The sequence below is a fragment of the Polaromonas sp. AER18D-145 genome, assembly GCF_002379095.1.
Lineage (GTDB): Bacteria > Pseudomonadota > Gammaproteobacteria > Burkholderiales > Burkholderiaceae_C > Polaromonas.
Genome location: NZ_NBZV01000029.1, coordinates 42,047 through 60,134 on the forward strand (window position 1 = coordinate 42,047; position 18,088 = coordinate 60,134).

The following is an 18,088-nucleotide window of genomic DNA, read 5'->3' on the forward strand; positions in this document are numbered from 1 at the left end:
ACATCATGAACCCCCACGCTCACTTTGGTTCGCTGCCCCCCGAGGGGGAGCATGCCTCCTTTGAGGCGGCTCGGCAGGAGGCATCATGACCGCGGCCACACTGGTATCCACCGACAATTTCGCCCCGCGTGAACGCGCACCCGTCTGGCGCGAGTGGGTATGGAAACATTTCGGTGGCCTGGAATCCGACCTCTACGGCGACACCGACTTCGACGGCGAAATGATGTCTGCCCAGGCGGGCGACGTGGTGCTGACCCGGCTGGAAGCGAACCGCCACCGCGTCGTGCGCACCCCGGACATGGTGCGCGCCAGCGATGCCGGCTACCTCAAGATCGTGGCGCCGCTGCAGGGCCGCGCCGGTGTCGAGCAGATGGGCCGGCGCGCCTGGGTCAGCCCCGGTGCCTGGACCATTTACGACACCACCGGCTCCTACGCCGTGGACAACCCCGAACGTGTGGAACACCTGATCGTGATGCTGCCCAAGGCGCAGATCATCGAGCGCGGCCTGCCGCTGGAGAACTTGATGGCACGCCACGTGGGCGGCGCCAGCGGCATCGCCCGGGTGGCGCTCACCACCATGCGCAGCACCTACCAGGAGCTGCCCAACATGAGCGCGGCCGCCGCCCGCGGTGCCGGCGAACTGATCGCCCAGCTGGTGCGCCTGTCGCTGATCGAGCTCGCCGGGCAGGCCACGGCCGTGACGCAGCGCGAGGCCCTGAAGGACCGCATCCGCGCCTATGTCAGCACCCGGCTGCGCGACCCGGCCCTGTCCATCGAGCAGATTGCCCACGCGCTCAACTGCAGCAAGCGCCACCTGCACAACGCCTTCGCCGGCGAAACCGACACCCTGGCCAGCTACATCCTGCACCTGCGCCTCGAGGCCTGCATCCGCGAACTGCAGCAAAGCGGGCCGCAGGCGCGTCCCATCACCGACATCGCGCTGTCCTGGGGTTTCAGCAACCTCTCGCACTTCAGCCGCGTGTTCCGCGGGCACACCGGCCTGAGCCCCAGCGAATTCCGGCAGGCCTGGCTGCTCAACGCGGCCGCCGGGTTGCTCAGGCACTGAAGCGGACCCGATTCAGCATCAAATCGACCCTTGGCCCTTATGGAACATGCGCTGGCAGCTCTTCTTTTTATAGCAACCCGGGATCAGCCCAGGACCGGCCGGCGATTGTCAAACGGGTGACCGTCGCCGCCACTGCGCTGGCGTATCGTGCAGCATCACCCCATTCAGGAGACCCCTCATGCATATTCCCTCCCTCAAGGAAGTTGTCAGTGCCGAAGAATGGCAATTGCGCTGCGACCTGGCCGCCTGCTACCGGCTGGTGGCGCTGTACGGCTGGAGCGACCTGGTTTTCACGCACATCAGCGCCAAGCTGCCCGAATCGGTCAGCGGCGCCGGCGCGCACCACTTCCTGATCAACCCCTACGGCCTGATGTTCGACGAGATCACCGCGTCCAGCCTGGTCAAGGTCGACGAGCAGTGCAACAAGGTCATCGACTCGGCCTTCCCGGTGAACCCGGCCGGCTTCGTGATCCACAGCGCGGTGCATGAAGCCCGTCCTGACGCCGGTTGCGTGCTGCATACCCACACCCGCGCCGGCGTCGCCGTCAGCGCGCAGAAATGCGGCGTGTTGCCGATCAGCCAGCAGTCAACCTTTGTGCTGGGCTCGCTGGCCTACCACGCGTACGAAGGCGTGGCCTTTCGCGACGACGAAAAGCCACGCCTGCAGGCGGACCTGGGCACGGCCAACTTCCTGATGCTGCGCAACCACGGCCTGCTGGTGGTCGGCAAGACGATTGCCGACGCTTTTCTCTCCATGTACACCTTCGAGAACACCTGCCGCATCCAGCTCGACGCCCAAGCGGGCGGCGAACTGATTCAGGTGAACCCGCAAATCGTCAAGGGCGTGGCTGAGGCCATGCGGGTGCAGACCGGCGGTCTGGGCGGCGCCTTTGCCTGGCCCTCGCTGATCCGCAAGCTGGACCGGATCGACGAGGGTTACAAGTCCTGAAACCCTGAAACCCTGAAGCAATGAAGCGCTGAACGGCCGGCATTCAGGCGGCCATGGACAGGCCCGCGGGCAAGGCGTCGGCCGCCTGGCCCGCGGGCCTGTCGCCCTGGTCCACCACCAGCTCCTTGCGCAGCATCTGCACGTTGCCGAAAATCGTGGCAAACGCCACGTCCTTGGCATCGCGCCCGGTACCGACCCGCACCAGGCGATCGTTGGGCGCCATGCGCGTCGCATCAAACAGCACCCAGCGGCCATCGAGCCAGGCCTCGAACACCGCGTGGAAGTCCTGGGGCGGCTCGTCAAAATAAACATAACCGACCACCAGCCGCGCCGGAATGTTCAATGCGCGGCAGAGCGTGATGCCCAGGTGCGCAAAGTCGCGGCAGACACCGGCGCGCTGCACAAACACCTCCTGCGCCGTGGTGGTTGAATTGCTGAAGCCCGGCAGGTAATGGATGGAATCGTGGATCCAGCTTTCAATGGCCCGCACCCGCGACAGACCCGGCGAAAGGTGGCCAAACAGCTGCTGCGCGGCGCGGCTCATGATGTCGGACTCGCAGTAGCGGCTGGGCATCAGGTAACGCATCACGTCGTCGGGCACCGCCGTCACCGCCTCCTCCTCCAGGTGCAAGGGCACCGGCGCGTGCTGCAGTTCCACCTGCGCGTGGTAGTTCACCGACAACTGGCCGCGCGAGGCGTCCAGCCGGAAAAACCGGTTGCCGCTGCGCTCGTCACAGAAATGGCGCACCTTGACGCTGGGCGTGACGGTCAGGCGCTCCTCCACCACGCGGTGGGCCTCGTGAAAGGCCGCCTCGATGCTGAAGCAGAAATGCGTGGGGCTGGCGACGTCGTAGTCCAGCAGGCAGTCAATCGTGGCGGTGTGCATCAAGGTCCTTGTTGTTGTTGTCGGAGGGCGGTGAAACCGGCACGCCGGTGGCCGCCGGGGGCACCTGCCCGTCGCGGTCCGGCGACGGCAGAAACCAGCTCTTGCAGGTCACAAAAATCACGTGGGCGGCGCGTTCCAGCAAATCCACCGCCAGGTCGCGCCGGGTGCGGGCCCGCAGACGCGCCACCAGCAGCAGTTGCGCCAAGCTGGCCCGCAGGCGGTCCACCCGCCTGACTTCTGCGTGGCGACCCTTGGCGGGAGGTTCGGTCGGAGGCACCCGGGACATGACGCCAGCATTCAGTGACAGCGGCATTTATTTGAGCGCCTTCCTGGCCGCACCCACACCGAGCGCTGCCAGCACGATAAACACCACGGCCAGGATCAGGAACAGGCCGAACAGGATTTTGGCAATGCCGGCCGAGCCAGCGGCAATGCCGCCAAAGCCCAGGGCTCCGGCAATCAGCGAAATGATGGCGAAAACAATGGCGTACTTCAACATGGTTTTTCTCCCTGAAAGGATAAAAAGGCGCCAGGCAAGGGGATGCCAGGCAAGTGCCTCTCAACAGTAAGGAAGATGGTAGGCGGCGAACCGCGCGCGCCGAATCAGCAGCCGGCGCACACCGCTGTAGGACAAACCGGACAGCCCGGCGTACTCCTCTTTTCATAGCTACCAGCGCAGGCAGGAAAAGGGCCGGTGCCGGTTTTAACCACACACCCGGCGGCCGCTCGGGGCGCGGCCGGCCCTACTTGCCGAAGAGCTTGCCCAGGCCCTGGCCCAGCCGGTCGCCGAGTTCCATGCCGGCGCCGGTTCCGACGCCGGGCATCACCACCGTGCCGAGGGCCGCGCCCAGCAGCGCCCCGCGGGTCAGCGTGACCTCGGGTGCCGCCAGCGTGCCGCCCACCACCAGCGGCACCCCGACGGTGTTGCCCAGGCTCACACTCACGCGCCCGCTCAGGGCCTGGCTGGCTGATACGGCGACGTTGCCGGTGGCGCTCAGCGCCCCGGAACTGGCCACCAGGTTGTTCAGCTGCGCGGCCCGCCCCTGCGACTGGACCTGCCCGGCCAGCGTGTCCAGCCGCGTCTGCCCGCCGCGGCTCAGGCCCACGGTCTGCACGGCCTTGACCAGGTCCATGCCGTTGAGCACCGCGTCCTTCACGGTGAACCGCGTCTGCGTCTGCAGCGCGTCGACCAGGCCGGCGGTCGTTGCCGCAGCGGCCTTGAGCGTGGTGGACGCCTCCAGCCGGCCGCTGAGCGGGCGGTTCGGCGCGGTCAGCGCCGACACCTCCACCCCGCGCGTTTCCAGCTGGCCCTGCAGCACCAGCGCCTGGCCGCCCTGTGCCGACGGTGCGCGCTGCATGCCCAGCCGGCCCGCGACCGTTCCGCCGCCGACCTCCACACGCAGCGCCCACTGGCCGGCCTCCTCGCGCCGCAGGCTGCCGTTGAGCCCCCGCAGATGGCCTTGCGTGACCTTGAGCGACGCTTCCTCGGGCAGGCTGTCCGCGCCCAGGCGCATCCCGGCATCCACCGTGGTGCGCGAACCCTTGAGGCTGACCCAGCTCACGTCCTGCAGCAGCGCGCGGCGCGGCAGCCAGCGGTCCACCGCCGTCTCATCCCCCGCAGCAGCCGCACTCGCGGGCTGGAGATTTAAAGCCATCTTCGGCTGCAGCCCAGGAGAAACAAGCGCGGACTGCATCTTTTTTTGTAGCGACAGCAAAATCGCGTCGATCGCCTGCTGCGGCAACACCACTTCCCGCAGCACCAGCGTGGCCACCTCGAGCCGGCCCTGCAGCAGCGCCGCCCAGCCCGGGCGCAACTCCAGCCGCGCCAGGGTCAGAGGCGGCCGGCTTTGCACCTCGATGCCGCTCAGCGCCACGGCCGGCAGCGGCCACAGCGCCACGTCGATGCCGCCCACCCGCACCGGCAGGCCCAGCGCCGCGGAGGCCTCCTGCTGCACACGTTGCCTGAAATCGTCGCTGCCCACCCAGCCATGCAGCGCCAGCGCCACCCCGGCCAGCAACAGCACGGCAGCCAGCGCCAGCCACAGAACCCCTCTGAAAATTCTTGCCATGCCCGTATTGTGGCGAGTCCCTGCAGGGCGGTGCGCCCGGCGGTGCAAACAGCGATGAAACACGAAGGCCTGCTGAAATAAACCGCGGCAGGACGGCCGTCCACCTGCGCCAGGCCGGCCCCATGACCGCTTCCTTGGGCCAGATCAAGAGATGCGTGGCCAAGCTGCGGTAACTTGTCCGGCGTACGCCATCGCGGCTAGCACGAATCCAGCAGCCCGTGTTGCACAAGCCATTCGATTTCGGCCCACACTGCAGCCTGTTGTCCTGTTGTTGTCCTGTTGTCCCTTTTTTCATCGGAACCCTTTCATGCCTACTTTGTTCGACCCCGTCCAGGCCGGTGACCTGCACCTTGCCAACCGCATCGTCATGGCGCCGCTCACGCGCAACCGTGCGCCCGATGCGATTCCGACGCCGCTGATGGCCGAGTACTACACCCAGCGTGCCACGGCAGGACTGCTGATCACAGAAGCCACCGCCATCAGCCACGAAGGCCAGGGCTATTCGGACGTTCCGGGCCTGTACGGTACCGAGCAGCTCGACGGCTGGAAACGCGTGACCCAGGCGGTGCACAAGGCCGGCGGCAAGATCGTGGTCCAGCTCTGGCATGTGGGCCGTGTCTCGCACAACGAGCTGCAGCCCCACGGCGGCAAGCCGGTGGCGCCCTCGGCCATCACCGCCAAAACCAAGACCGTGCTGATCAAGGACGGCGTGCCGACCTTTGTCGACACCTCCGAGCCGCGCGCCCTGCAGGCGCAGGAACTGCCCGGCATCGTGCACACCTACCAGGCGGCGGCGCGCAACGCGGTCGAAACCGCCGGCTTCGACGGCGTGGAGATCCACGGCGCCAACGGCTACCTGCTTGACCAGTTCCTCAAGAGCGGCTCCAACCAGCGCACCGACGACTACGGCGGCAGCATCGAAAACCGCGCCCGCCTGCTGCTGGAAGTGACCCGCGCCATCACCGGCGCCATCGGCGGCGGCCGCACCGGCATTCGCCTGTCGCCGGTGACACCGGCCAACGACGTGTTCGATGCCGACCCACAGCCGCTGTTCGACCATGTGATCCGCGAACTGGCCACGCTGAACCTGGCCTACATCCACATCATCGAAGGCGCCACAGGCGGCCCGCGCGAGCTGCCCGACCGGCCGTTTGACTACGCCGCGCTCAAGGCGGCCTACCGCGCTGCAGGCGGCAAGGGCGCGTGGATGGTCAACAACGGCTACGACCAGGCCCTGGCCGACCAAGCCGTGCAGGACGGCGCCGACCTGGTCGCCTTCGGCAAGGCCTACATCGCCAACCCCGACCTGGCGCGCCGCCTGCGCGAGGGCGCGCCACTGAACACCCCCGACAAGGCGACCTTCTACGGCGGCGACGCCAAGGGCTACACCGACTACCCGGCACTGGCCTGAGCCGCCTTGAGGTGACATAAACTCGGCGGCATGTGGACCCCGCCGCTTTTTTCATGCCGCCTGGCCCTGGTGGCCGGCCTCCTGGCCAGCAGCAGCGCCCATGCCGGGCGCCCGCTGACGGTGGACGATGCCAACACCGACGACGCGGGCACCGGCCACGTCGAGGGCTGGTACGCGCGCCTGCCGGGCCACGCCCACACCTGGACGGTGGCACCGGCTTACGCGCCGGTTGATGGCCTGGAGCTGGGCGCCTCGGTCACACGCGATCGCACCGCCGCCAACACCAGCCAGGCGCTGCAGGCCAAGTGGCGCATCACGCCGTCGCAAGAGGCCGGCTGCCATACCGCCGCCGTGCTGGGCGCCACGCAAACCCGCGGCCAAGGCGGCACCACGCCCTACCTCAACGGCCTGTTGAGCTGCAACAGCGGTGGGGTGCAACACACCTCAATCTCGGGGGACAGCGGCCGTCGGGCGGACCGGGGGTGGCGACCTGGGGGCTGGCCCATGAACGTGAGTTTGGCATGGCCACCGTGCATGCGGAGGCTTTCGGCCAGCAGCTGGCCAAGCCCACCTTCCAGGTCGGCGCACGCAGCAACCTGACCCACCGGCTTCAGGTCGATGCGACCGTGGGCCGCAGCAACCGCGAGACACTGGTCAGCGTCGGGCTCAAGCAGTCGTTTTGAGGCCGGACGGCAGCGTCGGGGCCTGCGTTGCTACAAAATAAATAGCTATTTGCGACCGCCCGCCGCGGATTGCTGGCATTTTTGAGGGAACTCAGGCGGCGCCCACGCCGATCGGGGCAGGCGCGGTCAGCACGATGCGTGTGAACAGCCGGTCGTAACACGGGTCGCGCAGACCGCCGGCGAGCGGGTCGCGCTCATGCTGGAAAGCCGCGTCCAGCTGCACCCAGTCCTCGGCGGTCAGGGCCTTCTGGGCGGCCGGCAGGATCTGCGTTTCCTCGGTGCGCATGTGGTCGAGGTAAAAGCCCACATAGGCCTGCGCCGCCTCGGTGAACGCGGCGCGCCGCGTCTCGCCGATCAGCTCCCAGGCCAGCAGCAGGTGCTGCAGTTCGCGCACCTTGCCTTCGCCGTTCATGTGGTCGGATTCGAGCCGGCGTATCACCGGCATCAGTTCGGGCGCCACGCGGGCCAGCCGGGGAAACAGCAGGTCCGACTCCTTCGGGTGATGCAGCCTCTCGGGAAACTCGTCGATGTAAAACAGCATCGCACGCACCACGTCAAAAAAGCGCTCGGGCTCGTCGCCCGGGCCACGCTCCATCATCATGACGAGCGAGCGCAACACGGCGGCCACGGCCGCGTGCTCGTCGCGGATGATTTGCAGTGAGGAATGAGTCATGGTGGCAGCTTGTCACAGGCCCCGGCGCCAAACCTTGATCCAGGTCAATCCCGGCGCAGCCGCCAACGCTTGAGCAGCAGCGCGTTCGAGATCACGCTGACGCTGGACAGCGCCATCGCCGCGCCGGCCACCACCGGACTCAGGAAACCCAGCGCCGCCAGCGGGATGCCGGCCACGTTGTAGGCAAAGGCCCAGAACAGGTTCTGCCGGATCTTCATGACCGTGCGGTGCGAGATGTCGAGCGCGCCGGCGACCAGCGCCACGTCGCCGCGCATCAGCGTGATGCCGGCCGCGTGCATGGCCACGTCGGTACCCGTGCCCATGGCCATGCCGACATCGGCCGCCGCCAGCGCCGGCGCATCGTTGACGCCGTCGCCGACCATCACGACGGTGTGACCCCCACGCTTGTCACTGCGTGAGCCTACGGCGGTGCGCTGCCCCTTGAACGAAAAAGAGGGGCGCTGCGCCTGCGGCCCGGCAAAGCCGGTTCCGCGGCCCCGGCTGGTAAATACGGCCTCCTCCCGCTTGAGTTGTGCCACTGCGGCCGCCTTGTCGCCGGGCAGCACCTCGGCCATCACCTCGTCGGCGCCCAAGCCCAACCGCGCGCCCATGGCCAGGGCCGCACCCTGGTTGTCACCGGAGATCATCACGATGCGGATGCCGCGCGCACGCAGGGCCGCCAGCGCTTCCCTGGCACCGGCCTTGGGTTCGTCGGCAAACGCCATCAATGCGCGCGCAATATACCGTTCGCCCTGAGCTTGTCGAAGGGTTTCGTCACGCGTCCCAGAGACAGCTTCGACAGGCTCAGCCCGAACGGGTACCCGTTCCACCAGCAGCGCCAGCGTCGCACCTTCGCCCTGCAGCCGCTGCGCCTGCGGCGCCAGCGCGCCGAGGTCCACACCGAGCTCGTCCATCCAGCGCAGGCTGCCGATCAGGTAGCTGCGCACGCCGACCTCGCCCTCGCTGCCGCGGCCGGGCACCGCGCGCAGTCCGTCGGGCTGCGCCACCGTCATGCCGCGGTCCTGCGCGGCGGCCACCACGGCCCGCGCCAGCGGGTGTTCGCTGCCGCTTTGCAGGCTGGCGGCGACCGCCAGTTGCGCAGCTTCGTCTGCGTCCGGAGACACGACAAATGCCACCAGCCGCGGCCGCCCGACCGTCAGCGTGCCAGTCTTATCAAAGGCCACCGTATCGACCTTATGCGCGAGCTCCAGCGCCTGCGCGTCCTTGATCAAAATGCCGTTTTTTGCCGCCACCCCGGTGCCCGCCATGATGGCCGCCGGCGTGGCCAGCCCCAGCGCACAGGGGCAGGCAATCACCAGCACGGCCACCGCGTGGATCAGCGCCGTCTCCATACCGGCGCCGGCCCACAGCCAGCCCAGCAAGGTGAGCAGGCCAATGGCCAGCACCACCGGCACAAACACGGCCGAGACCTGGTCCACCAGGCGCTGGATAGGCGCTTTCGCGGCCTGCGCATCCTCCACCAGGCGAATGATGTGGGCCAGCACACTTTCGCTGCCCACGGCACTCACCTGCAGCACCACACGCCCGTCACCGTTGATGCTGCCGCCGGTGAGCCTGTCGCCGGGCTGCTTGCTCACCGGCAGCGGCTCGCCGGTGAGCATCGATTCATCCACCTGGGTCTGCCCTTCCTGCAGCAGGCCGTCCATCGGAATGCGCTCGCCCGGCCGCACCACCAGGCGGTCGCGCAGCAGCACCTCGGCCACCGGCAGGTCGGCTTCCTCGCCCGAGCCCTGCAGCACGTGCGCGACCTCGGGCCGCAAGGCATGCAGCGCGCGTATCGCTGCCGTGGTCTGGCGCTTGGCGCGCGCCTCCAGCCACTTGCCCAGCAGCACCAGCGTCACCACCACGGCCGAGGCCTCGAAATAAAGATGCGGCATCGTGTCGGCCTCGGCACTGAGCCACAGCCATACCGACAGGCCCCAGCCCGCGCTGGTGCCGATGGCCACCAGCAGGTCCATGTTGCCGGTCAGCGCCTTCAGCGCATGCCAGCCCGCCTTGTAAAACCGCGCACCCAGAATGAACTGCACCGGCGTCGCCAGCAGGAACTGCTGCCAAGCAGGCAGCATCCAGTGTTTGCCCAGCAGGTCGCCCAGCATGGGCACGACCAGCGGCGCCGAGAGCAACAGGCCGATGGCCACCGGCGCGAAACCGGCCCACGGAGAAAGCTCTTCCGGCGCGGCTTCCTCAGCCGCGCGCGGCTCGTAGCCGGCGTTGCGCACGGCGCGGCGAATCTGCGCGTCCATCTGCGCCGAAGGGGCGTAGACCACACGCGCCGATTCGGTGGCGAGGTTCACGATGGCGTCTTGCACGCCAGGGATTTTTTTCAGGGCCTTCTCAACACGCGACACACACGACGCACAGGTCATGCCGTCAACGCCAAGGTCCAGGGTAGAGGGGGAGAGGGTTGTGCTCATAAGCGAATGGTCAACCTTGCCATCATGGCAAGGTCAAGCCTTGATCGAGATCAACCTTACGCGACGCAGGGATTTGGTGCCGGACCGGTTGACCTTACCATTGTGGCAAGGTTGAAGCTTCAGGCTTCTTCCATTCAACCCCCGAAAGGACAACCCCATGGACCAGACCTTCAACGTGCAGGGCATGACCTGCGGCCATTGCGAACGCGCCGTGACCCAGGCCGTCAAGACCCTCGATCCGCAGGCCGAAGTAAAGATAGATCGCGCAGCAGGCAAGGTGGAGGTGCGGTCGGACCAGCCCCGCGAGGCCATCATTGCTGCGATTTCCGAAGAAGGATATGCCACCGCATGAGCGCACCCGTGAACATCGGTGAGGCGGCGCGCCAGTCCGGCGTGTCGGCCAAGATGGTGCGGCACTACGAGTCGCTGGGGCTGCTGCCGCACGTGCACCGCAGCGACAGCGGCTACCGCCAGTACAGCGATGCCGAGGTCCACACGCTGCGCTTCATCAAGCGCTCGCGCGAGCTTGGTTTTTCCATGCCGGAAATCGCCGAGCTGGTCAGCCTGTGGCAAAACCGCCGCCGCGCCAGCAAAAGCGTGCGGCGCATTGCGCAGAAACACGCCGACGACCTGGCCCAGCGCATCGCCGCCATGCAGGCCATGCAAAAAACGCTGGGTCACCTGATCCACGGCTGCCAGGGCGACGACCGGCCCGACTGCCCCATCCTCGACGACCTCGCCGGCGCAGCCCCGCGCCCGGTTCTGCAAAGAAACTTTACGAAATCCTGACGCGAGCGTCATGGCGCCCTTACACAGGCGGCGCAAACTTCCTTTCAACCTGACGCCACTCCCGGCCACAGGCTTGTCTTCTACCGAAAGGAAGCTTTCATGACCTCCATGTTCAAACCCCTGAAATCTGTTCAAAGCCTGGTGCTCGCCGGCATCATGGCCACCGCGGCCCTGGCCGCCACGGCACAAACCGTTGCGCCCGCGGCACCCGCCACCGCAGGCGCGCCGGCCAAAGCCGGCGGCCACCATGGCGACCACATGGGCCGCCATGATCCCGCTCAGATGCAGGGGCGCATCGCCAAGCACCAGGCCGAGCTCAAGGCCAAACTCAAGCTCACGCCGACCCAGGAAGGTGCGTGGACGGCCTTCACCGCCTCCAGGCAGCCGCCGGTTCACGGCGCCCGCCCCGACCGCGCCGCCATGAAGGCCGAGTTCGACAAACTGACCACGCCCGAGCGCATCGACAAGATGCGTGCCCTGCGCGCCCAGCGCATGGCCGAGATGAGCGCCGCCATGGACAAACGCGGCGAGGCGACCAAGACCTTCTATGCCGCGCTCAGCCCCGAGCAGCAAAAAGTCTTTGACAGCCAGCGCATGGGCCGCGGCGGCATGGGCCATGGCGGACACCACGGCCAGCATCACAAAGGCTGAGCCTGCACGGTCCCGCGCCACAGGGCGGCCCTCAGCGCCCTGAGCGTCGCCTGACCCCAGCCTGCGCCGCGTCCCTGTCGGGCGTGGCGCAGGCTTTTTTGATGGCGGGCCGCGCTTGAAACGCTATGTTTTCAGGAGCTGGCTGCGTAGACAGGTCGGGGGCTGGACGCACTTTTTACTCACTTTTCTGCCTCGCCAGACACCGTCGCTTTCCCGCGTAGGACGAGGTGCAAGCTTCGCTTTTCCACCTGACTGCCTGCCTAAACTGGCGCCATGACCCCGATCCGCAAAGGCCAGGCGCCGGCCGCTTTATCGCGCAGCGTGTTCCATGAGCGTTTCATGGAATCCTTCATGGACCCGGCCTTCCAGGCTGAAGCCGAGGCGATCTCCCGCGTGGAGGCGATTGCCTGGGACGCCTACCAGGAAGGCCGCAAGGCGCCCCGCACGCGCAAGGCCGGCCCGGGTTACGCCGACCCGGACTACGACCTCTCCGTCGAGTGGCTGGCGACCAAGGCGCGTATTGAGCAGGCCCAGGCGGCGTGGCAGGACCCGGCGACACCCTCACGCGTGCTGCTGGTCTGCGGCTCGGCACGCAACGACGGCACCTGCCCCGGTGAGATCTCGAAAACCTTCCGCATGGTGCAGTGGGCCGAAGAAACCCTCGTGCAGGCACAGATCCAGACCGATGTGCTCGACCTCAGCCTGCTGACCTCCAGCTACCACCTGAACATCCACCCCTGCAAGGGCTGCGTGGCCACCGCCATGCCGCTGTGCCACTGGCCCTGCAGCTGTTACCCCAACCATGCGCAGGGGCAGACCAGCGACTGGATGAACGAAATCTATGAACGCTGGACAGCGGCGCACGCGGTCATCATTGTGACGCCGGTGTACTGGTACCAGTCACCGAGCCCGCTCAAACTCATGATGGACCGCCTGGTCTGCGCCGACGGCGGCAACCCCGATCCCACCAGCACCCACGGCAAGAAAGCCCTGGAGGCCAAGGCGCTGGAGCTTCAGGGCTGGGACTACCCCCAACACCTGGCCGGCCGCGCCTACGGCCTGGTCGTGCACGGCGATGTCGCAGGCATCGAAGGCGTGCGGCGCGGCCTGTCCGACTGGCTCGACTGGATGGGCCTGATCGACGCCGGCAGCCAGGCACGGCTGGACCGTTATGTCGGCTACTACGCGCCTTACGCCACCAGCCACGACGCCCTGGACGCCGACGCGCCCATGCAGGCCGAGGTGCGCAATGTCGCCAGCGCGGTGGCCCACGCCGTCAAGGCCTTGCGGGCCGGCACCCTGTCCCAGCCCGACAAGGGGCTTTCCCGGCCACGGCCGAAATAGAGCCCCACAAATAGGGCCCCCACGCTTGTCGCTTCGCGTACTGCGCTGCCCCCCGAGGGGGCGCTGCGCCTGCGGCCCGGCAAAGCCGGTTCCGCGGCCCCGGCTGGTAAAGAGGGACCCCCACGCCTGTCGCTTCGCGTACTGCGCTGCCCCCCGAGGGGCGCTGCGCCTGCGGCCCGGCAAAGCCGGTTCCGCGGCCCCGGCTGGTAAAGAGGGACCCCCACGCCTGTCGCTTCGTGTAATACGCTGCACCTTGCAGGCCGCCGCTCGCCGGAGGCCGTGCTTCAGGCGCCCAGCAAGGCCTTGAGTGCGCCGCTGGCGATCAGCTTGTCCAGGTCGCCGGCTCCACCTATCAGCGTGCCGCGCACAAACACCATGGGAAAGGTGGGCCAGCCGGTCCACATCTTCAGCGCATTGCGCTCGCGCCAGGTGTTGAGGTAGTTGCCGTATTCGAGGTAGTGGTGCGCCACCCCCGCCGCATCCAGCGCGCGGCGCGCCTTGCGCGGAAACGGGTTCATGGCCATGCCGACCACCACCACCGGATGGACGGCCACGGCAGCCTGCACTTCCTGCACGATGGCCTGCTCATGGCGGGCGATCTTGCCCTGGATGGCCGGGTGGATGCGGGACTCCTCAAGTATGGCGCGTGGCATGACGGAATCCTTTCAGTGGGTGGGTGACGCGGGTGGCCGGCCTGAGGCCACGCAGGAACCAGACGCAGCATACGGCACAGCGCGCGCAGGCGCCTGCCGTGCAGACAAAAAAAGGGGCCGGGTCACCGGGAACATGCCCCGGCGGCCCGGCCCCGCAGGACCGTCGGTTCAGTACCGGTTTACTTGGCCTCGACCTGGCCGCCGACAGCGCCCTGCACGTTGCCACGCGCACCGGCGGGCAAGGCGTTCTGGATGCCGTTGCCGGCACGGCGGGCGACGTTGCCCACCGAGTTGACCGCGCGCCCGGCGACATTCTTGGTCGCGCTGGCACCGCGCTCCACGGCATTTTCTGTGCGGTTGGCTGTGCGGCTGACCGTGCCCTTGACGCTGCCGTCCGAGGCCTGGGCACGGGCACGTGTGTCGGTGTTGGCGCCCATCGAGCTGTCGCTGCGCGTGGCCGTGCCGTACGAGGAAGCGGTGGCGTTCACGCCAACGCCTGCGTTGGCTCGCACGTCGCTGCTGATGTTGTTGTTGACACCGGTGCGCACACCGACGTCAGCGCCGACACCCACCTGGGCATGGGCTGCAAAAGCCAGCGTGGCGGTCAGGGCCGCAGCGGCAGAAAGGGAACGCATGGAAAACTTGTTCATTTCAAACTCCTTGTGATGAAACAGGCAGGTCAGGGCGGGTCGTGACCTCCTGAAGTAGCTGCCAGCCTGCAGGGCGCCCGGAAAGGCAGCTGCAGGCGCCAGTGCCTTGTCGGAACTGAGTAACTCAAATCTACTACCCAGGCCGGCCCGGGCCTGCCGGAGAGCCCCCCCGCCTGACGTAGGACACCAACCTTTACAGACGCTTGACACGCGGGCGCAAAACCCGCCACACGGCAAATGAGCTTGCTGTCCTACAGCCTTTGGGCACGGCCGCGCGACAATAGGGTTTTGCCCCTTTTGCCGCGCCATGCCCTCTTCCGAAACACCTCTCAAGCCCAGCGAACCCGTCGCACCCTCCGTCTCTGTGGAGCTCGCGCCGCCCGACGAGGCCGATGCACTGGCGCAGACCCAGGCAGCCATTGCCGCCGCCGCCCAGAGCGTCTCCATCAAGGTCCTGACGGTCAACATCCACAAGGGCTTCACCTTCTTCAACCGCAAGTTCATCCTGCATGAGCTGCGCGAGGCGGTGCGCACGGTCGGCGCCGATGTGGTGTTCCTGCAGGAAGTCACCGGCACCCACGCCCGGCATGAGAGCCGCGTCGCCAACTACCCGGCCACGCCGCACTACGAATTCCTGGCCGACACCATCTGGCCGCAGTTTGCCTACGGCCGCAACGCCGTGTACACCAACGGCCATCACGGCAATGCCGTGCTGTCGAAATTCCCCATCATCCACTTCGAGAACCGCGACGTGTCCATCAGCGGCCCCGAGCGGCGCGGCCTGCTGCACTGCGTGCTGGAAGTGCCCGGCCGCGACACGCATGTGCATGCCATCTGCGTCCACCTGGGCCTGGCCGAATCGCACCGCATCAAACAGCTGCACATGTTGTGCGACATGGTGCACAAGGACATCCCGGCCAGCGCGCCGGTGATCGCGGCAGGCGACTTCAACGACTGGCGCCGCCGCGCCCACGCCGTGCTCGAAAAGGGCGCCGCCATGCATGAAGTGTTCGTCAATGCCAACGGCAAGGCGGCGCGCACCTTCCCCGCGCGTTTTCCGGTGTTGCCGCTGGACCGCATCTACGTGCGCAACGCGATCGGCCATTCGCCCGTCGTGCTGCCGCTCAAACCCTGGTCGCACCTGTCGGACCACGCACCGCTGGCCGCCGAGATCGAGTTCTGACATGCACCCGGGGCCTGCACGCGAGACCACCTCATGAACGGCCGCTGGGTTGCCGGCAACCGCTTCACCCTGCTGGAAAACGGCGAGGGCTTTTTCCCGCGGGTGTTCGAATGCATCGCGGCGGCCGAGCACGAGGTGCTGCTGGAAACCTTCATCCTGTTTGAAGACAAGGTCGGCCAGGCCCTGCAGAAGGCCCTGCTCACCGCCGCAGGGCGCGGCGTGCAGATCGACATCACCATCGACGGCTACGGCTCCCCGGACCTCTCGCCCGCCTTCATCCTGGCGCTGACGCAGGCCGGCGTGCGGGTGCATGTGTTCGACCCCAGCCCCCGCCTGTGGGGCTACCGCACCAACCTGTTTCGCCGCATGCACCGCAAGATCGTGGTGGTCGACGGCAAGCGGGCCTTCGTCGGCGGCATCAACTATTCGGCCGACCACCTCGCGGACTTCGGGGCCGAGGCCAAGCAGGACTATGCGGTTGAAATGGAAGGGCCGCTGGTCGCCGAGATTCACCAGTTTGTCCGGGCCCAGCTGCTGCTCGGCCAGCACCCGCCGGGCAGCCGGTTGGCCCAGCTTCTCAACCGCCAGCCGGTCCCCGCCGTCGCGCCCGCCAACTCCCTGCCGCCGGCCACGGGCCCTTCCGATGCCATCTTCGTGACACGCGACAACGTGGAACACCAAAGCGACATCGAGCGCCACTACCGCATCGCCATCCGCGGCGCGCGCCGCCGCATCATCATCGCCAATGCCTACTTCTTCCCGGGCTACCGCCTGCTCAGGCAGCTGCGCAAGGCGGCGCGGCGCGGGGTGGACGTGCGCCTCATCCTGCAGGGCGAGCCGGACATGCCGATTGTCAAGATCGCAGCGGGGCTGCTGTATCACCACCTGCTGGCCGCCGGCGTCAAGATCTACGAATACCATGACCGCCCGCTGCACGGCAAGGTCGCGCTGACCGACGACGAATGGTCCACCGTCGGCTCCAGCAACCTTGACCCGCTGAGCCTGTCGCTGAACCTGGAGGCCAATGTCATCATCAAGGACCGCGCCTTCAACCAGCATCTGGGCGAGCACCTGGAGCAGCTGATGCAGGACAGCTGCACGCAGATCCACGCCAGGGACGTGGCCGAAACCGGCCTCTGGGCCAGCCTGCGCAGCTTTTTGGTGTTCCATTTGCTGCGGCGCTACCCGGCCTGGTTTGGCTGGCTGCCGGCCCACACGCCGCGCCTGACACTGGCCGAAAAACTGCTGGGCCAGACAGACGTGGACGTGAAAATCAGCCATGTCAACGAGGGCCGGGTCTCATGAGCACGGCGCCCGCCTTGCCGGCCCTGCGCCGCCCGAAGAAGGCCGGCATCACCGGCAAGGTCTGGTGGCCCTGGCTCAAACGGGTCGCAACGCTGGTGTTTTTTGCCCTGGTGGCCTGGCTGCTGGTCGAGCAGGGCCGCGCCATCGACTGGCAGGAGGTGTTTGCCGCGTTGCGCGCCTACCCGCCGGCGCTGTTGCTGGGCGCGGTGGCACTGGCCGCCCTGAGCCTGGGCCTGTACAGCTGCTTTGACCTGGTGGGGCGGCATTACACCGGCCACACCCTGCGCGCCACCACGGTGATGCTGGTCACCTTCATCAGCTATGTGTTCAACCTCAACCTCGGCTCGCTGGTGGGCGGCGTGGCCTTCCGTTACCGGCTTTATTCGCGGCTGAGGCTGGACACCGGGACCATCACCCGGATCCTGTCGCTCAGCATGCTGACCAACTGGACCGGTTACCTGTTCCTCGGCGGCCTGATCTTCGCCTTTGCCACGCCGGAGTTGCCGCCCGGCTGGAAGATGGGCAGCGGCGGCCTGCAGGTCCTGGGTTTTGTGCTGCTGGCGACCGCCGCGGCCTACCTGCTGCTGTGCGCCCTGTCGCCCCGGCGCAGCGTTACCCTGCGCGGCCACCGGCTGGAACTTCCTTCCGGCAGGATGGCACTGTTGCAGGTGGCGATGGGTGCGACGAACTGGCTGATCATGAGCAGCCTGGTGTTTCTGCTGCTGCAGCAGAAAATCGCCTTTGCGGCGGTGGCCGGCGTGTTGCTGGTGGCCGCCGTGGCGGGCGTCATCGCCCACGTGCCGGCCGCCCTGGGCGTGCTGGAAGCGGTGTTTGTGGCCCTGCTCTCGCATGCCATGCCCACGCACCAGCTGCTGGCCGCCCTGGTGGCCTACCGCGTCATCTATTACCTGGTGCCCCTGGTGCTCGCCACAGTGATCTACCTGGTCATGGAAGTGCGGGTCAAAAAACTGGCGCCAGGGGCAACCCCGGCCGAGGTTGCCACGGCCGAAGCCTCCCGTTAAGGCCTGTCGACAGCCTCCAGGGCATTTGCCCGGCATTGCCGCTGTTTAGCCACCGTTGCCGCCGTTTTTTGCCCTGAAAGACAGAACATGGCAGAGGTCCGGTCCGCCCAGCTCTGGCAAAAACACCCAATTCACTGTATATTAATAAGGGGTATCCGCTTAGCTCCACGAGGTCATTTCAGCGGCTTTTTCGGCGGGCAGCACGATGTCGGCGTAGGTCACCGGATCGGTGACCACGGCTTGTTGCATCAGCCTGTAGAACAGCATCCCGCGAGAGCTGGAGGTGCGGCGGTTGAAGCGGAAGACGAACTCGTCCAGG

19 protein-coding genes are annotated in these 18,088 nt (G+C 67.2%); 11 read left to right on the forward strand and 8 right to left on the reverse strand.

Annotation, left to right across the window (positions count from 1 at the left end):
* Positions 1-85: 85 nt before the first annotated feature.
* The gene (locus tag B7G52_RS14865; RefSeq protein WP_096698336.1) at positions 86-1,066 is read left to right on the forward strand and encodes a helix-turn-helix domain-containing protein; all 981 of its coding nucleotides are present in this window, start codon (positions 86-88) and stop codon (positions 1,064-1,066) included.
* Positions 1,067-1,244: 178 nt separating this feature from the next.
* Positions 1,245-2,015: a class II aldolase/adducin family protein gene (locus B7G52_RS14870; RefSeq protein WP_096698337.1), complete on the forward strand. Its 771-nt coding sequence runs from the start codon at positions 1,245-1,247 to the stop codon at positions 2,013-2,015.
* A 43-nt stretch (positions 2,016-2,058) separates the two neighbouring features.
* On the opposite strand, the gene B7G52_RS14875 is transcribed toward B7G52_RS14870, so the two are convergent.
* The 4 genes from B7G52_RS14875 to B7G52_RS14890 all read right to left on the reverse strand — a co-directional run bounded on the left by B7G52_RS14875 (position 2,059) and on the right by B7G52_RS14890 (position 4,970).
* Positions 2,059-2,901: a transglutaminase family protein gene (locus B7G52_RS14875; protein WP_096698338.1), complete on the reverse strand. Its 843-nt coding sequence runs from the start codon at positions 2,899-2,901 to the stop codon at positions 2,059-2,061.
* Entirely contained in the window at positions 2,882-3,187 is a 306-nt protein-coding gene (locus B7G52_RS14880) for a hypothetical protein (protein ID WP_141397473.1), read from the reverse strand. Before B7G52_RS14880 ends, B7G52_RS14875 begins: the two co-directional genes overlap by 20 nt.
* 27 nt (positions 3,188-3,214) lie before the next feature.
* Entirely contained in the window at positions 3,215-3,400 is a 186-nt protein-coding gene (locus B7G52_RS14885) for a DUF1328 domain-containing protein (protein WP_096698340.1), read from the reverse strand.
* 244 nt (positions 3,401-3,644) lie between these two features.
* A complete protein-coding gene (locus B7G52_RS14890; RefSeq protein ID WP_096698341.1) occupies positions 3,645-4,970 on the reverse strand; it encodes an AsmA family protein in 1,326 nt (441 codons plus the stop codon).
* 307 nt (positions 4,971-5,277) lie between these two features.
* On the opposite strand from B7G52_RS14890, the gene B7G52_RS14895 reads away from it, so the two are divergent.
* On the forward strand, positions 5,278-6,381 hold the full coding sequence (locus B7G52_RS14895; RefSeq protein ID WP_096698342.1) for an alkene reductase: 1,104 nt from the start codon (positions 5,278-5,280) through the stop codon (positions 6,379-6,381).
* Between the two features lie 30 nt (positions 6,382-6,411).
* On the forward strand, positions 6,412-6,981 hold the full coding sequence (locus B7G52_RS14900) for a hypothetical protein (protein ID WP_096698343.1): 570 nt from the start codon (positions 6,412-6,414) through the stop codon (positions 6,979-6,981).
* 174 nt (positions 6,982-7,155) lie between these two features.
* On the opposite strand, the gene B7G52_RS14905 is transcribed toward B7G52_RS14900, so the two are convergent.
* Entirely contained in the window at positions 7,156-7,737 is a 582-nt protein-coding gene (locus B7G52_RS14905; RefSeq protein WP_096698344.1) for a hemerythrin domain-containing protein, read from the reverse strand.
* 44 nt (positions 7,738-7,781) lie between these two features.
* The gene (locus B7G52_RS14910; protein ID WP_096698345.1) at positions 7,782-10,172 is read right to left on the reverse strand and encodes a cation-translocating P-type ATPase; all 2,391 of its coding nucleotides are present in this window, start codon (positions 10,170-10,172) and stop codon (positions 7,782-7,784) included.
* Between the two features lie 157 nt (positions 10,173-10,329).
* Here B7G52_RS14910 and B7G52_RS14915 point away from each other — a divergent pair, with 157 nt between their 5' ends.
* The 4 genes from B7G52_RS14915 to B7G52_RS14930 all read left to right on the forward strand — a co-directional run bounded on the left by B7G52_RS14915 (position 10,330) and on the right by B7G52_RS14930 (position 12,956).
* Positions 10,330-10,524: a heavy-metal-associated domain-containing protein gene (locus B7G52_RS14915; protein WP_096669951.1), complete on the forward strand. Its 195-nt coding sequence runs from the start codon at positions 10,330-10,332 to the stop codon at positions 10,522-10,524.
* Positions 10,521-10,961, forward strand: coding sequence for a Cu(I)-responsive transcriptional regulator (gene cueR, locus B7G52_RS14920; protein WP_096698346.1), 441 nt, complete (start codon positions 10,521-10,523; stop codon positions 10,959-10,961). The genes B7G52_RS14915 and cueR overlap by 4 nt, the downstream gene beginning before the upstream one ends.
* Before the next feature lie 99 nt (positions 10,962-11,060).
* Entirely contained in the window at positions 11,061-11,612 is a 552-nt protein-coding gene (locus B7G52_RS14925) for a Spy/CpxP family protein refolding chaperone (protein WP_096698347.1), read from the forward strand.
* A 273-nt stretch (positions 11,613-11,885) separates the two neighbouring features.
* A complete protein-coding gene (locus tag B7G52_RS14930; RefSeq protein ID WP_096698348.1) occupies positions 11,886-12,956 on the forward strand; it encodes a flavodoxin family protein in 1,071 nt (356 codons plus the stop codon).
* A 284-nt stretch (positions 12,957-13,240) separates the two neighbouring features.
* On the opposite strand, the gene B7G52_RS14935 is transcribed toward B7G52_RS14930, so the two are convergent.
* Positions 13,241-13,609 carry a glutaredoxin gene (locus B7G52_RS14935; protein ID WP_096698349.1) on the reverse strand — a complete coding sequence of 123 codons (369 nt, stop codon included), beginning with the start codon at positions 13,607-13,609 and terminating at the stop codon, positions 13,241-13,243.
* A 179-nt stretch (positions 13,610-13,788) separates the two neighbouring features.
* Complete coding sequence (locus B7G52_RS14940) at positions 13,789-14,259, reverse strand: hypothetical protein (protein WP_096698350.1); 471 nt, start codon at positions 14,257-14,259, stop codon at positions 13,789-13,791.
* A 307-nt stretch (positions 14,260-14,566) separates the two neighbouring features.
* On the opposite strand from B7G52_RS14940, the gene B7G52_RS14945 reads away from it, so the two are divergent.
* The 3 genes from B7G52_RS14945 to B7G52_RS14955 are packed head-to-tail and all read left to right on the forward strand — an operon-like array spanning position 14,567 to position 17,769.
* Positions 14,567-15,442 (forward strand): endonuclease/exonuclease/phosphatase family protein, encoded by an 876-nt coding sequence (locus B7G52_RS14945; RefSeq protein ID WP_096698351.1) that lies wholly within the window; start codon positions 14,567-14,569, stop codon positions 15,440-15,442.
* A gap of 33 nt (positions 15,443-15,475) precedes the next feature.
* Positions 15,476-16,747, forward strand: coding sequence for a cardiolipin synthase ClsB (gene clsB / locus B7G52_RS14950; protein WP_096698352.1), 1,272 nt, complete (start codon positions 15,476-15,478; stop codon positions 16,745-16,747).
* On the forward strand, positions 16,744-17,769 hold the full coding sequence (locus tag B7G52_RS14955; protein ID WP_096698353.1) for a lysylphosphatidylglycerol synthase domain-containing protein: 1,026 nt from the start codon (positions 16,744-16,746) through the stop codon (positions 17,767-17,769). Before clsB ends, B7G52_RS14955 begins: the two co-directional genes overlap by 4 nt.
* Positions 17,770-18,088: the final 319 nt, after the last annotated feature.